Annotated in this window: 11 protein-coding genes; 2 read left to right on the top strand and 9 right to left on the bottom strand. The window is 68.4% G+C overall.

The annotated features are described in order from the left end of the window. Window positions 1-73: 73 nt before the first annotated feature. Both ACOJTB_RS13105 and ACOJTB_RS13110 read right to left on the bottom strand, forming a co-directional pair. Window positions 74-1,042 carry a bifunctional riboflavin kinase/FAD synthetase gene (locus ACOJTB_RS13105; RefSeq protein WP_420102966.1) on the bottom strand — a complete coding sequence of 323 codons (969 nt, stop codon included), beginning with the start codon at window positions 1,040-1,042 and terminating at the stop codon, window positions 74-76. Between the two features lie 80 nt (window positions 1,043-1,122). Continuing rightward, entirely contained in the window at window positions 1,123-1,590 is a 468-nt protein-coding gene (locus ACOJTB_RS13110; RefSeq protein WP_420102967.1) for a MaoC family dehydratase, read from the bottom strand. A gap of 244 nt (window positions 1,591-1,834) precedes the next feature. Here ACOJTB_RS13110 and ACOJTB_RS13115 point away from each other — a divergent pair, with 244 nt between their 5' ends. Further along, window positions 1,835-2,218: a response regulator gene (locus ACOJTB_RS13115; protein ID WP_420102968.1), complete on the top strand. Its 384-nt coding sequence runs from the start codon at window positions 1,835-1,837 to the stop codon at window positions 2,216-2,218. Between the two features lie 81 nt (window positions 2,219-2,299). On the opposite strand, the gene ACOJTB_RS13120 is transcribed toward ACOJTB_RS13115, so the two are convergent. The 3 genes from ACOJTB_RS13120 to ACOJTB_RS13130 all read right to left on the bottom strand — a co-directional run bounded on the left by ACOJTB_RS13120 (window position 2,300) and on the right by ACOJTB_RS13130 (window position 6,658). Then, window positions 2,300-3,169, bottom strand: a complete 870-nt coding sequence (locus ACOJTB_RS13120) for a TIGR01459 family HAD-type hydrolase (RefSeq protein WP_420102969.1) — start codon at window positions 3,167-3,169, stop codon at window positions 2,300-2,302. An 89-nt stretch (window positions 3,170-3,258) separates the two neighbouring features. After that, window positions 3,259-4,773, bottom strand: a complete 1,515-nt coding sequence (locus ACOJTB_RS13125) for an EAL domain-containing protein (protein WP_420103012.1) — start codon at window positions 4,771-4,773, stop codon at window positions 3,259-3,261. Between the two features lie 172 nt (window positions 4,774-4,945). Next, window positions 4,946-6,658: a tetratricopeptide repeat protein gene (locus ACOJTB_RS13130; protein ID WP_420102970.1), complete on the bottom strand. Its 1,713-nt coding sequence runs from the start codon at window positions 6,656-6,658 to the stop codon at window positions 4,946-4,948. Window positions 6,659-6,850: 192 nt separating this feature from the next. Here ACOJTB_RS13130 and aptA point away from each other — a divergent pair, with 192 nt between their 5' ends. Next, window positions 6,851-8,182: an omega-aminotransferase AptA gene (aptA, locus tag ACOJTB_RS13135; protein ID WP_420102971.1), complete on the top strand. Its 1,332-nt coding sequence runs from the start codon at window positions 6,851-6,853 to the stop codon at window positions 8,180-8,182. 113 nt (window positions 8,183-8,295) lie between these two features. On the opposite strand, the gene ACOJTB_RS13140 is transcribed toward aptA, so the two are convergent. From ACOJTB_RS13140 to ACOJTB_RS13155, 4 genes are all read right to left on the bottom strand, one after another. Next, window positions 8,296-8,790, bottom strand: a complete 495-nt coding sequence (locus ACOJTB_RS13140) for a peptide deformylase (protein ID WP_420102972.1) — start codon at window positions 8,788-8,790, stop codon at window positions 8,296-8,298. 11 nt (window positions 8,791-8,801) lie between these two features. After that, window positions 8,802-11,009, bottom strand: a complete 2,208-nt coding sequence (locus ACOJTB_RS13145; RefSeq protein WP_420102973.1) for a 3-hydroxyacyl-CoA dehydrogenase NAD-binding domain-containing protein — start codon at window positions 11,007-11,009, stop codon at window positions 8,802-8,804. A gap of 11 nt (window positions 11,010-11,020) precedes the next feature. Next, window positions 11,021-12,229 (bottom strand): acetyl-CoA C-acetyltransferase, encoded by a 1,209-nt coding sequence (locus tag ACOJTB_RS13150; RefSeq protein WP_420102974.1) that lies wholly within the window; start codon window positions 12,227-12,229, stop codon window positions 11,021-11,023. 95 nt (window positions 12,230-12,324) lie between these two features. Continuing rightward, window positions 12,325-14,121, bottom strand: coding sequence for an acyl-CoA dehydrogenase C-terminal domain-containing protein (locus ACOJTB_RS13155; RefSeq protein WP_420102975.1), 1,797 nt, complete (start codon window positions 14,119-14,121; stop codon window positions 12,325-12,327). Window positions 14,122-14,131: the final 10 nt, after the last annotated feature.

Genomic DNA, 14,131 nt, shown 5'->3' on the forward strand with positions numbered 1-14,131 from the left:
GATGGCCGCCGTGCCGTCACGCACTGGCATCGCTGCGATGAATTTGCCGGGCGGTGCGGACAGTCCCGGCCCCTCACAGCGCGGTCAGGATGTCCCGCGCCCGCGCGCAATCCGCGTCCATCTGCGCGATCAGCGCCTCCAGCGTGTCGAACTTCGCCTCGCCGCGCAGCCAGTCGACGAAGGCGACGTCGACGACGCGGCCATAGAGATCGCCCTTGAAGTCGAAGACGAAGGTCTCCAGCCGCGGCGCGCCGTCGTCGAAGGTCGGGCGGCTGCCGAAGCTTGCGACGCCGTCGTGCCAGATGCCGTCGATCTTCATGCGCACCGCGTAGATGCCGTATTTCAGCCGGCAGTCGCGGGCGAGATGCATGTTTGCGGTGGGGTAGCCGAGATCGCGGCCCCGCTTGTCGCCATGCAGCACAAGCCCGCGCACCAGCCAGGGGCGCCCGAGGAAGGCGGCGGCGCGTGCGACGTCCCCGGCTTCCAGCGCGAGGCGGATCAGCGTAGAGGAGACCGGCTCGCCCTGCCAGGACAAGGGCGGCACCACCATGACCGGGATCCCGGCGGCCAGCCCATGCGCCTGCAGCAGCTCCGGCGAACCGGTGCGGCCCTTGCCGAAATGAAAATCATAGCCGCAGACGAGGCCGGCCGCTCCGAGGCGCCCGATCAGCAGCTCGTCGACGAAGGCGGCCGCCTCGATCGCCGCGATGTCCTGGTCGAAGGGGAGCACGAGGCTGCGGGCAAAGCCGATCCCCGCCAGCAGCTCGGCCTTGAGCGCCGGCGGCGTCAGCCGGAAGACCGGCTCCTGCGGGCGGAACAGGCTGCGCGGATGCGGCTCGAAGGTGAAGGCCGCCGCGACCGTGCCGCGCTCGCGGGCCAGGTGGACCGCCGCCCGCGCCAGCTCGGCATGGCCGCGATGGACGCCGTCGAAATTGCCGAGCGCCAGCACTGCGCCGCGCAGCGCATCCGGCACCGGCTTGTCGAGATCGAGGACGAAGGCACCCGGCTCGTCCACGGACCGCGCCTCGGCTTGGGCACTCATCGCTCGCCATCACCCTGCAGCAGCTGGCCGGGCGCATCGGCCCGGTTCGAGCCCGTGTTTGGAGTCTCGCCGTGCGAGCGTCAAGCGCTGCCGGGCGGCGGGGCGAGAGGCGGCATCGCGACCCAGGCCTCGCCCTCCATCACCGCCTTGCCGTCGACGAGGCATTCGCAGAAGAAGCGCACGCGCCGGCGCTCCGCCACCATCTCGACCACCTCGACCCGCGCCGTCACGACATCGCCGATGCGCACGGGGGCGAGGAAGGTGAGGGTCTGCGACAAATAGACCGCTCCGGGCCCGGGCAGGCGGGTGCCCAGCACCGCCGAAACCAGACTGGCCGTGAGCATGCCATGGGCGATGCGCTGGCCGAACCTGGTGCCGGCAGCGAAGCTTTCGCTGAGGTGGATCGGGTTGGCGTCGCCCGAGAGCTCGGCGAAGAGCGCGATGTCGCGCTCCATCACCGTGCGCATCAGGCTCTCGCTGCGGCCGATCGCGAGATCCTCGAAGGCGTGGACGCTGTAGCGGCCGGCGGAGTCAGGCTGAACGGACATGGCCCTGCATGGCGGGGCGGCGCCATGCCTCTGGTGTCGGGCAGCAATCGTCTCGCGACCGCACAAGCGGGGCAATAGGACTTTGGTGCAGCGCCGCTTCGGCACCGCACCAGAAGTCGAAGATCGGATTAACGGCTTTGCAAGGCGCAGAGGCTACAACGCTGTCATGAACAGCCGCTGGCTCACCGGCGGCCGGCGCCGGCCATTTCCGGCGCTGCCACAGCCCGTGTCCCGGAGCATCGCAATGGGTCTCGATCCCGCCATGCCGATCCTGGTCGTCGACGACTACCAGACGATGATCCGCATCATCCGCAACCTGCTGCGCCAGCTCGGCTTCGAGAATGTCGACGACGCTTCCGACGGCTCGGCCGCCATCGAGAAAATGCGGGACAAGCGCTACGGTCTCGTGATCTCCGACTGGAACATGGAGCCGATGAGCGGCATCGAGCTTCTCCAGCGCGTGCGCGACGAAGAGGCGCTGGCGAGCACGCCTTTCATCATGGTCACCGCCGAGTCGAAGACCGAGAACGTGGTCGCGGCCAAGAAGGCCGGCGTCAGCAATTACATCGTCAAGCCGTTCAACGCGCAGACGCTGCGCAGCAAGATCGAGTCTGTCTGCTCGGTCTGAAGGCGCGGATCCCGGTTCGCTCGCCGGCGCGTGAGCGACCGTATCGGCCGAGCCGCGTCGCGACGCCGAGCCGGATCGCCCTCACCAGACCAGATGCGGAAGCGCGTAGTCGGGCCGATGCGTCTGCCGGCCGAACCAGCCGTGCCGCTCCTCCCATGTCGCTTCCATGAGATCCTGCGCATGGATGCCCGCCAGCACCATGATTCCGGTGACGCCGAAGGCCGCTGCGCCGGCGATGTCGGTGCGGATGGCGTCGCCGATCGCGCAGATCCGCTCGCGGGGAACCTCGGCGCCGCGCTTCTCCCGCGCGATGGCGAGGGCCATCTCGTAGATCGGGCGGTGCGGCTTGCCGGCATAGATGGCGGTGCCGCCCATCTCCTCATAGGCGAGCGCGACCGAACCGGCGCAGGGCACGATCTCACCGCCGCGCTCGACCACGAGATCGGGATTGGCGCAGATCAGCTCCAGCCCGCGGGCGGCGAAATCCCGCAGCAGCGCGGCATAGGTCTGCGGCGTGTCGGCGGTGTCGTCGTAGAGGCCGGTGCAGAGCACGTAATCGGCCTCGGCCGCCGCCACCTCCGGCGCATCGAGCCCGGCGGTCAGCGGCAGGTCGCGATCGGGGCCGATACGGAACATCGGACGCCCGGCCCGCGCCCCGATCAGGGCACGGCAGACATCACCGGAGGTCACGATCGCGTCCCAGGCGGTGCGCGGCACGCCGAAGCCGTCGAGCTGGCCGGCGATCAGCTCAGCCGGGCGCGGCGCATTGGTCATCAGCACGACGCCGGTGCCCTGCTCGCGCATCCGAACCAGCGCATCCACCGCCTCTGGAAAGGGCGCGACGCCGTTGTGAACGACGCCCCAGACATCGCAGAAGCACAGGTCGAAGCGGCCCGCGAGATCCGAGAAGCCCCTGAGAGCGGCAGTGGGGGCTGAAGCGGTCGTCGACACGATGCTGTTCTCCGGAAGGTCGCCGTGGGTTGGGGCGAGCCCGGTTTAGAGCATCGGACCGAAAAGGTGAATTCGCCGTCCCTGCGTCCTCAGGCGGCGCCCGCGGTAGCGCGCCTCAGCACGGCGCGGAAAGGCAGGCGCTCGGGATCGGCCCCGGCGGCCTGGGTCCCGGCCTGGACGATGGCGGCCCCGGTGAGCGGCGCCTGCGGCACCGGGCGCAGGGAGGCCGAAGCGGGATGGGCCACCACTTCGGCGGAGGCGGCCGGCGGCGCGGGTGCGTGCGCAGCTTCCCCCTGGCTCTGCCGCGCGGCCTCGGGCTCGGCGAAGACCTCCGGCTTGACCGGGCGCGGCGGCGAGAAGGCGTTGCCCTGGCCCAGCGTGATGCCGAGCTCGATCATGTCGGCGGCGGCCGGATTGTCCTCGACCCCCTCGGCGACCAGCGCGATCGAGGCGCGGCCGAGCAAAGCCGCGAGATCGCCCGCCTCGATATCGCTGCGGATGCGGCCTTCCACATGGTCCTGCAACAGATCGGCCGGCACTTTCACGAAGCGGATGCCGCGGTCGAACAGGGCTTGCGGGTCGAAGCGCAGATCCGCGACCTGATCGAGGGCGAAGCGCACCCGGTTGGCCGACATCGCGCCGAGCAGGCCGAGGCTGGTCGGATGCAGCTGCCGGAAGATCGCCTGCGGAACCTCGACGACGAGATGGCCCGCATGGTCGCGATATTTGTCGAGAATCCGCGCCAGCGCCGCCAGAGCCCGGGCCGAGCCCCAGGTCGAGTCACTGAAATTGCACGAGACGAAGATGCTCCCGTCCTTGGCGCCGAGATGGCGGGCGATGGCGAGCGCCCGCGTCAGCACCAGCGCGTCGAGCGTGGCGGCAAAGCCGCGCTCCTCGACGACAGGCATGAATTCATGCGGCATGAGCAGCGTGTTCGCATCCAGCCGCAGGCGCGGCAGCGCCTCGTACCCCTGGGTGCGGCGATGCGGCAGAGACACCATCGGCTGGAGATGGACTTCGAGGCGCCCCTCGCTCAGCGCGGCGCCGATGACCGCGGCCCGCTCGGCCCTCGCCTCCTCCTCCGCCGCGCGGGCGGCGGCCTCCCGCTCGGCGGCGAGACGATCGGCGCGCTCGCGGCGGACCGACTCAGGGTCGAGGACGACGGCGGGAATCTCCACCGGCTCCGGCGCGACCGGCCATGCGGCGCGGGCGAGCTTGTCGTCGTGATCGGCGAGTGTGGTCGCAACCTGATGGATGAGATCGCCGAGCAGCCCGACCTCGGCCGTCAATTCGTTGATCGCGGCACGGGCCGGGGCGGCATCGACGTCCCGCATCGGCATCTGCTCGACCCGCTGCGACAGCGCGTCGATGCGGATCGCGTTGGTGGCGAGCCGCACCTTGACCTCGCCCAGCCCGGCCAGAAGCGTCTCGCGCTGCGCCGCCATGCGCGCCTCGAACATCCGCATCGTCAGCGCGACGCCGGCCCCGGCACAAACCAACCCCAGAGCGCTCCCGAGCCCGCTCGGAATCAGAATGACGACAGCAGCGCCGACCGCAACGCCGGTCACCGTGCCGGCAAGAGGGTGCAGGGCTTTGAGGCGCACAGGAGCCAAGGCAGCGCTCGCGCGTCGGGGTGGCGGAAATGGACGAATCAGGACGCAGTAACCAAGGATAACCGCACAGGCGGCTGCAAGCGAGAGCCGGGTCCCGGGCGCGCTCCGTCAACGCAGCGGAACCAGGCATCGTCGCGGCGCACCCCGCGCTCCAGGCCGCTCCTCAGGGCCCGACGATGCCGAGATCGTCGAGCAGCCGCTTCGTCAGCTCAGGGGCGAAGCTCTTGGCGGCGAATAGCGATTTCGGATCGCGGCGGAAGAGCGGAAGCTTCTGAGCGAGCTGCCGCACCTTCTCGTCCCGGCGCGGCAGATCGCCGTGGCGCGCGGCCTCCAGGGCCTGCACCAGCAGTCCATGGGAGCCGGTTTCGGTCGCCAGCATCGCAAAATGCGCGCTGCGTTTGCTGTCGTCGTCGGTGAGATACGCCGCCAGATAGCCATAGAACACGTACCAGGAAGGACGGCCGGGGCTGAGGCCGATCGCCCGCTCGATGAGGGCACCCCCCTCCTTCGGCTCGTTCATGCGGATGTAGAGCGAGCCGAGACTCGCGAGGATCTGGGGATCGGCAGGATTCATCGCCAGGGCACTGCGGCCGAGCCGGAGCGCCTCCGCCTGTGCGCCGCGAAAGAACAGCGCGTTCGCCACGGCTTCCTGAGCGCGGCCCGAAAAGGGGGAAAGGCGCTGGGCGGCGAGCGCGGCCGAAAGGGCCTCGTCCAGAATGGCCTTGCTGTCGGCATGGCGCCCGGACGTATGGTCCGCGACCAGCAGCGTCGTCAGATGTGCATAGGCGGGATAGAACTTCGGATCGCGCGCGATCAGGCGCCGCAGGCACAGCTCGGCCGGCTCGCGCAGCTCCCAATCCGCCGCCAGCTGGTGATCGAGCGCGCGGTAGAGGCAGTTGGCGGCCGGCGTCGCCGGATTTTGCCGCCCATCGGAGTGGATCGCTCCGAAAGGCTCGGCCAGCCGCGCCGCGAGGCGCTGCATCCGCGCCGACAAATCGAGATCCTGCAGGCCCTCGCCGACAGCCCGCCGCGTCGACGATACCCAGACCACGCGCCCGTCCTTCGTCGCGCGAAGCAGGCCGAAGCCTTCGAGCGTGTCGTCGAGCAGGCGCATGCTCAGTTCGAGGACGTAGTCGGCCGTCTCGGGTGTCAGCGGCGCGCCCTCGGGCAGCGTCTTCACCACGACGAGATCGTCGAACCGGCTCATCGCGTCGACGAGGGCGCTGCTGGCCCGGCGCAACCTGTCGGTGAGTTCGGCGCCGGCCTGCGGCGGCGGCTGGGCGACGACCACGACGCTGGGCAGCTCGTTCGCCGCCGGTGCCGATGACGACGGCGTTTCCCGCAGGCCGCTTTCGAAATAAAGATGCGACACCAGCAGCGCGGCCAGAGTGAGGCACAGGACGAGCAGGACCGGCACCTGCCAGCGCTCCGGACCGAAGGGGCCCCTCGCCTCAAGCACAGGCGCGGGTCGCAGCGGAGCGACGTCCTCGGCCGGCTGCAGGCCGTCATCCTCGGCACCGAGGAAAACCGGCACATAGGCCCCGACCGGGATGGCGATGCGCAGCGGATCGTCCCTGCCTTCGCCCGCATAATACTGCGTCAGTGCCCGGCGCAGCCGCCCGGCCTCGACCCGCACGATCGGGTCGCTCTGCGGATCGAATTCGGGAGGGCGGCCGAGCGCCTCGACGGCGATGGTGTAGCCCTTGAGCTCGGCGCGGCGCCCTTCCACGGCGCGTTCGACGATGAAGCTGAGGAAGGCCGAAAGCTGCGGCGCGGCGCGAAACACCTCCGAGGCGAGCACGCGCTCCAGGCTCGCACGGACCTGGGATGCGGTCTGCTCGTCGAGACGCGCATGGCCGTCGGCGCTGTCTGGCATCGTTTCCCGTCTGCTGACTGCCCTGATCCGGGCCTGGTGTATATCCGCCACGCCGCGGGACCGCGTCTCGCCTGTGTCTGAGAGCGTACCCAGCGTCATACTCGCAATGCAGGCATGCCGCGTCCGGCGGCCGATTTACAGCAGGACTGTGCCTGCTAGGTTGCTGCAACGTTAACTCATCAGGACGCCGCGATGACCTCCGCCTCCAACGCCGTGCCGAACGATCTCCAGGCCTTCTGGATGCCCTTCACGGCCAACCGGTCGTTCAAGGCCAATCCTCGCATGGTGTCGCGTGCCGAGGGCATGTTCTATTACACGCCGGATAACAAGCCCGTGATGGACGGCACGGCCGGGCTCTGGTGCTGCAATGCCGGGCATGCGCGCGAGCCGATCATCCAGGCGATCCAGGCGCAGGCGCGCGATCTCGATTACGCTCCTTCCTTCCAGTACGGGCATCCGAAGGTCTTCGCCGCGGCCGCGCGGATCGCCGCCCTTGCGCCCGGCGATCTCGACCATGTGTTCTTCGCCGGCTCGGGCTCGGAGGCGGCCGATTCGGCGCTGAAGATCGCCCTCGCCTACTGGAACGTCACCGGGAAGGCGTCCAAGACCCGGCTGATCGGACGCGAGCGCGGCTATCACGGCGTCGGCTTCGGCGGCATCTCGGTCGGCGGCATGGTCAACAACCGCAAGTTCTTCGGCTCGCTTTTGACCGGCGTCGACCACCTGCCCCACACCTATGACCGCGAGAAGCAGGCCTTCAGCAAGGGCGAGCCGGAATACGGTGCCCATTTCGCCGATGATCTGGAGCGGATCGTCGCGCTGCACGACGCCTCGACCATCGCCGCGGTGATCGTCGAGCCCATGGCCGGCTCGACCGGCGCGCTGCCGCCGCCGCAGGGCTATCTCAAGCGCCTGCGCGAGATCTGCGACAAGCACGGCATCCTGCTCGTTTTCGACGAAGTGATCACGGGCTTCGGGCGGCTCGGCTTCGCCTTCGCGGCCGAGCGCTACGGCGTGATCCCGGACATGATCACCTTCGCCAAGGGCGTGACCTCAGGCACCGTGCCGATGGGCGGCGTGATCGTGCGCAAGCACATCTACGACGCCTTCATGGGCGGCCCGGACAATGTGATCGAGCTGTTCCACGGCTATACCTATTCGGGCCACCCGCTGGCCGCGGCAGCCTCGCTGGCGGCGCTCGACATCTATCGCGAGGAGGGGTTGTTCGAGCGTGCGCGCGGGATGGAGGACGCCTTTGCCGATGCGGTGATGAGCCTCAAGGGCGAACCCAACGTCGTCGACATCCGCACGCTGGGGCTGGTGGGCGCCGTCGATCTCGCGCCGCGTGCCGAGGGCGCGGGCAAGCGCGGCTACGAGGCGATGGACCGCGCCTTCCGCGAGGAAGGGCTGATGATCCGCACCGCCGGCGACACGCTCGCCTTCTCCCCGCCACTGATCATCACGGAAAGCCAGGTGGACGAGCTGATCGGCAAGCTGCGGCGGGTGATCAGGGCGGTGGCGTAAGGCCCCTTTCCGTCATTGCAAGCGCAGCGAAGCAATCCAGGGCAACAGACGGGACAGTCTACCCCGTCCTCCTAGATTGCTTCGCGCCGCTTCGCTTCTCGCAATGACGGCTCTCAGCCCCGCCCCAGCTTCCTGTACCGGGCCACCACCCGCTCCCGCTTCAGCCGCGAGAGGCGGTCGAGCCAGAAGATGCCGTCGAGCTGGTCGATTTCGTGCTGGTGGCAGATGGCGCGGAAGCCTTCTGCCTCCTCGCTCCGCTCCGCGCCGTCGAGGTCGCGATAGCGGATCGTGACTCGCGCCGGGCGCTCGATCTCCTCGGTGATGCCCGGCATGGAGACGCTACCCTCGCTATGGCGCAGCATCTCCTTCGACGCCGCGACCCGCTCAGGGTTGACGTAGACCCCGACCTCGCCCGGCGTCAGCTCCAGCACCACCAGCCGCAAGGCCACGCCGACATGCGGCGCGGTGATGCCGACGCCCGGGGCGGCCCGCATCGTGTCGAGCAGATCGTCGGCGAGCGCCTTCAGATCGGTGTCGAAGCGCGTCACCGGCTCCGCTGCCCGGCGCAGAAGCGAATCCGGGAAGCGGATGATCGGGCGGATGGCCATAGCGGTGGCGCTCAGGCCACCGCCTTCTTCTCGGCCGCGCCGTAGAAGCTCTCGCCGGTCTTGGCCATGCGCTTGAGCAGGCGGTTCGGCTTGAAGCGCTCGCCATGGCGCTTGGCGAGCTTCTCGCAGAGCTTCACGAAGGCGGCAGCGCCCATATTGTCGATGAAGGAGAGCGTGCCGCCCGAATAGGGCGCGAATCCGAAGCCGATGATCGAACCGACATCGGCCTCGCGCGGATCGGTGACGACGCCTTCCTCATAGGTCTTGGCCGCTTCCAGCGCCTGGGTGACCAGAAGGCGCTGCTGCAGCTCCTCCATATCAACGAGTTCGGGCGCCAGGCGCCCGCCGACGATGTCGGCGAGGCCCGGCCAGAGCCGCTTGGGGCCGCCGCCTTCCGGATAGTCGTAGAAGCCCTTGCGGTTCTTGCGGCCGAGGCGGCCATGGGTCTCGACCATCTCGGTCAGCAGCTTCTCCTGCGCCGGGTCGATGGCCTCGGGGCCGAGCTGCGCCTTCGTCGCCTTGACGATCTTCAGCGCGAGGTCGATCGCCACCTCGTCATTGAGCGAGAGCGGGCCGACCGGCATGCCGGCCTGCTTGCCGGCCGCCTCGATCATCGCCGGGGGGATGCCTTCCATCAGCATCAGATGGCCCTCGCGCAGATAATTGCCGACGCAGCGATTGGCATAGAAGCCGCGCGCGTCGTTGACGACGATCGGCGTCTTCTTGATGGCGCGGACATAGTCCAGCGCCATGGCGAGCGCCTTGTCGCCGGTCTTCTTCGCCATGATGACCTCGACCAGCAGCATCTTCTCGACGGGCGAGAAGAAGTGGATGCCGATGAAGTTCTTCGGCCGCTGGCTGGTCTGGGCGAGGCCCGTGATCGGAAGCGTCGAGGTGTTGGAACCGAAGATCGTCTTGGGGCCGACGGCCGCCTCGACCGCGGCGATGACCTCGGCCTTGACCTTCGGGTCCTCGAACACCGCTTCGATCACGAGGTCGCAGCCCTTCAGCGCGGCATAGTCGGCGCTCGGCGTGATGCGCGCGAGCAGCGCGTCGCGATCGGCGGTCTTGGCGCGGCCCTTCATGATCTGGTCGGAGACCAGCTTGTGGGAGTAGGCCTTGCCCTTCTCGGCCGCCTCGATGTCGCGGTCGATCAGCACGACATCGAGCCCGGCGAGCGCGGTGACATAGGCGATGCCGGCGCCCATGAAGCCGGCGCCGACGATTCCGACCTTCTTCAGCTTCGAGGGGGGCACCTCGGCCGGGCGGCGGGCGCCCTTATTCAGCTCCTGCATCGAGACGAAGAGGGAGCGGATCATCGAGGCCGCCTCCTTCGTCCGCAGGATCTTGGCGAAGTAGCGGCTCTCGACCTTCAGGGCGAGGTCGATGGGCAGCTGGAGCCCCTCATAGACCGCCGAGAGGATCGCGCGGGCGGCGGGGTAGTTGTCGTTGGTTTCGCGACGATAGATCGCGCTGGCCGGCGGCCAGATCTGCATGCCGGCCGGCGAATGCACCTTGCCGGAGGGCAGCTTGAAGCCCTTCTGGTCCCAGGGCTGCGTGGCCTGCGGGTTGGCCTTGAGCCAGTCCCTGGCGTTCTGGACGATGTCGGCGCGCGGCGCGACGGCATGAACGAGGCCGGAATTGCGCGCCGGCAGCGGCTTCACCTGCTCGCCCTTGAACATCATCTGGAGGGCATCGCCGGTCTGCATCAGCCGTGCCACGCGCTGGGTGCCGCCGGCGCCGGGGAACAACCCGACCTTGATCTCGGGCAGGCCGACGCGGGTCGAGGCATCGTCGGAGACGACGCGATACTGGCAGGCCAGCGAGAGCTCGAAGGCGCCGCCGAGGCAGACGCCATGGATCGCGGCCGCGAAGGGTTTTCCGCAGGTTTCGAGCTTGCGGTAGAGCAAGGAGAGCTTGCGGCTCTCGTCGAAGAAGCTCTGCAGCGCTACCTGTTCGCCCTTCTCCTTGGCGAGCTTCACATAGAGGTCGCGCAGGCCCTGGAGCATGGTGAGATCGGCGCCGCCGGAAAAGCTCTCCTTGCCGGAGGTGATCACACAGCCCTTGATCGCCTCGTCAGCGACGACGGCATCGATGATCTGGTCGAGCTCGCCCATCACCTCGGGGGTGATCACGTTCATCGAGCGGCCGGGCATGTCCCAGGTCGCGGTGGCGATGCCGTCGGAGTCGGCCTCGAAGCGGAAATTGGTGAGGTTCATGGTCGCTCTCCTCAGACCCGTTCGATGATGGTGGCGACGCCCATGCCGACCGCGACGCAGAGCGTCACCAGGGCGGTCTGCTTGTCCTGCCGCTCCAGCTCGTCGAGGACGGTGCCGAGCACCATGGCGCCGGTGGCGCCGAGCGGATGGCCCATGGCGATGGCGCCGCCATTGACGTTGAGAATCTCGTCGTCGATGTCGAGCGCCTGCTGGTAGCGCAGCACGACCGAGGAGAAGGCTTCGTTCAGCTCGAACAGGTCGATGTCCTTCTTCGACATCCCGGCCTTGCGCAGCACCAGTTCGGTGACGTCGACCGGGCCGGTCAGCATCAGCGCGAGGTCGGAGCCGACGGTGGCGAAAGCCCTGATCCGGGCGCGAGGCTTCAGCCCAGCCGCCTTGCCGGCCTTCTTGGAGCCGACGAGGACGGCCGCAGCGCCATCGACGAGGCCCGAGGAGTTGCCGGCATGGTGGACGTGGTTGACGAACTCGACATCGGGATGGGCCGAGGTGGCGACCGCGTCGAAGCCGCCCATCTCGCCCATCTGGACGAAGGAGGGCTTCAGCGCCGCCAGCGCCTGCATGTTGGTCTCGGGCCGGATCGTCTCGTCGCGGTCGAGGATGGTCAGGCCGTTGACGTCGGTGACGGGGATGACCGAGCGCTTGAAGCGCCCCTCCGCCCAGGCCTTGGCGGCGCGCTGGTGCGAGCGGACGGCGAAGGCGTCGACATCGTCGCGCGAGAAGCCGTATTTCGTCGCGATGAGGTCGGCCGAGATGCCCTGCGGCATGAAATAGGTGTCGATGGCGACGCTAGGGTCGACCGCGATGCCGAAGCCGGAGGCGCCCATGCCGACGCGGGACATGGATTCGACGCCGCCGCCGATCGCCATCTCCTTCTGCCCGGACATGACCTGCGCTGCGGCGAGGTTCACCGCATCCAGCCCCGAGGCGCAGAAGCGGTTGATCTGCACGCCCGGCACCTCCTTGCCGTAGCCTGCCTTGAGGGCGCAGGTGCGGGCGATGTCCGCCGCGGCCTCGCCGACCGGATCGACGCAGCCCATCACCACATCCTCGACGAGGAGCGGATCGAGATCGTTGCGGTCCTTGATCGCACGCAGGGCCTGGGTGCCGAGCTCGATCGCCGTTACCTCATGCAGCGAGCCGTCGGCCTTGCCCTTGCCGCGCGGCGTGCGGACATGGTCGTAGATGAATGCGTCTGCCATTGGGGGCCTCCCGGGTTTCTTTTTAGGCAGTCGGCAATGGGCAGTCGGCAGTCGGGTTAACGGAGGTTACGACTGCCTCATGCCGACTGCCCCGATCAGAACTGCTCAGCGCTCAGCGCCATGGTCGAATCGGCGCCGGCCGTGATGCGGGCGAGATGAGCCGCCGTCTCCGGCAGGGTGCGCTCCATATAGAAGCGGGCGGTCACCAGCTTGGCGTTCATCCGCTCGGTCGCGCCGTTCGCGCCGGCCTTGAGCTTCTCCTGCGCGGCCTTGGCCATCTTGGCCCACATATAGCCGATCGAGACCAGGCCGAGCAGGTGCATGAAGTCGGTGGCGCCGGCGCCGGCATTGTCGGGCTTGGCGAGGGCGTTGTTCATGAACCACATGGCGGCCTGCTGGAGATGCCCTAACGAGATCTGAAGCGGCCCGAGGAGCGGCTTCAGCGCCTCGTCCTCGGCATTGTCCTTCAGGAACCCGCCGACCTCGTTGAAGAAGCCCATGATGGCGCGCCCGCCATCGCGGCCGAGCTTGCGGCCGACGAGGTCCATCGCCTGCACACCGTTGGCGCCCTCATAGATCATGGCGATGCGGGCATCGCGCACGAACTGCTCCATGCCCCATTCGGCGATGTAGCCATGGCCGCCGAACATCTGCTGCGCCTTCACCGCGTTGTCGAAACCGATATCGGTCAGCACGCCCTTGAGCACCGGTGTCATCAGACCGAGCTGGTCGTCCGCCGCCTGGCGCTCGGCCGCGTCCCCGGAGCGGTGGGCGATGTCGGAGGCGAGCGCGTTCCAGAGCATGAAGGCGCGGGCGCCCTCGTTGAAGGCCTTCACCGACATCAGCGTGCGGCGCACGTCCGGGTGCACGATGATCGGGTCGGCGGCCTTGGCCGGCTCCTTGGCGCCGGTCAGCGAGCGGCCCTGAAGCCTGTCCTTCGCATAGGCGACGGCGTTCTGATAGGCGACCTCGGACTGGGCGAGGCCTTGGATCGCGACGCCGAGACGGGCCTCGTTCATCATCACGAACATGGCGTTCAGACCGCGATTCGCCTCGCCGACCAGCCAGCCCTGCGCCCCGTCATAGTTCATGACGCAGGTGGAGTTGCCGTGGATGCCCATCTTGTGCTCGAGCGAGCCGCAGCTGACGTGGTTGTTCTCGCCCACCGCACCATCCGTGCCGATCCGGTTGCGCGGCACGACGAAGAGCGAGATGCCCTTGGTGCCGGCGGGCGCGCCCTCGATGCGGGCGAGCACGAGATGGACAATGTTCTCGGTGATGTCCTGCTCACCGGCCGATATGAAGATCTTGGTGCCGGTGATGGCATAGGAGCCGTCGCCATTGGGCACGGCCTTGGTCTTGAGCAGGCCGAGATCCGTGCCGCAATGCGGCTCGGTGAGGTTCATGGTGCCCGACCAGGTGCCGTCGATCATCTTCGGCAGATAGGTGCGCTTCTGCTCCTCGGACCCATGGACATAGAGCGCGGCGATCGCGCCCATGGTCAGGCCCGGATACATCGCGAAGGCCATGTTCGCAGCCGAGGCGTATTCGTTGATGACGGCGCCGAGCGTGTAGGGCAGGCCCTGGCCGCCATATTCGGGGTCCATGGCGAGGCCGATCCAGCCGCCCCCGGCATACGCTTCATAGGCCTGCTTGAAGCCCTTGGGGGTCGTCACCGTGCCGTCGGCATTGCGGGTGCAGCCTTCCAGATCGCCGGAGCGGTTGAGGGGCTGGAGCACCTCCTCGCAGAGCTTGGCCCCCTCGCCCAGCACAGCCTCCACGACATCGGGGCTGGCATCGGCGAAACCGGGCAGATTGTTGTAGCGCTCGATGTTGAAGACGTCGTTGAGCAGGAACAGCGTGTCCTCGACGGGCGCCTTGTAGACCGGCATCTCGACCTCC

Source organism: Allobosea sp. (assembly GCF_048595345.1).
In the GTDB taxonomy this organism is placed as follows: domain Bacteria; phylum Pseudomonadota; class Alphaproteobacteria; order Rhizobiales; family Beijerinckiaceae; genus Allobosea.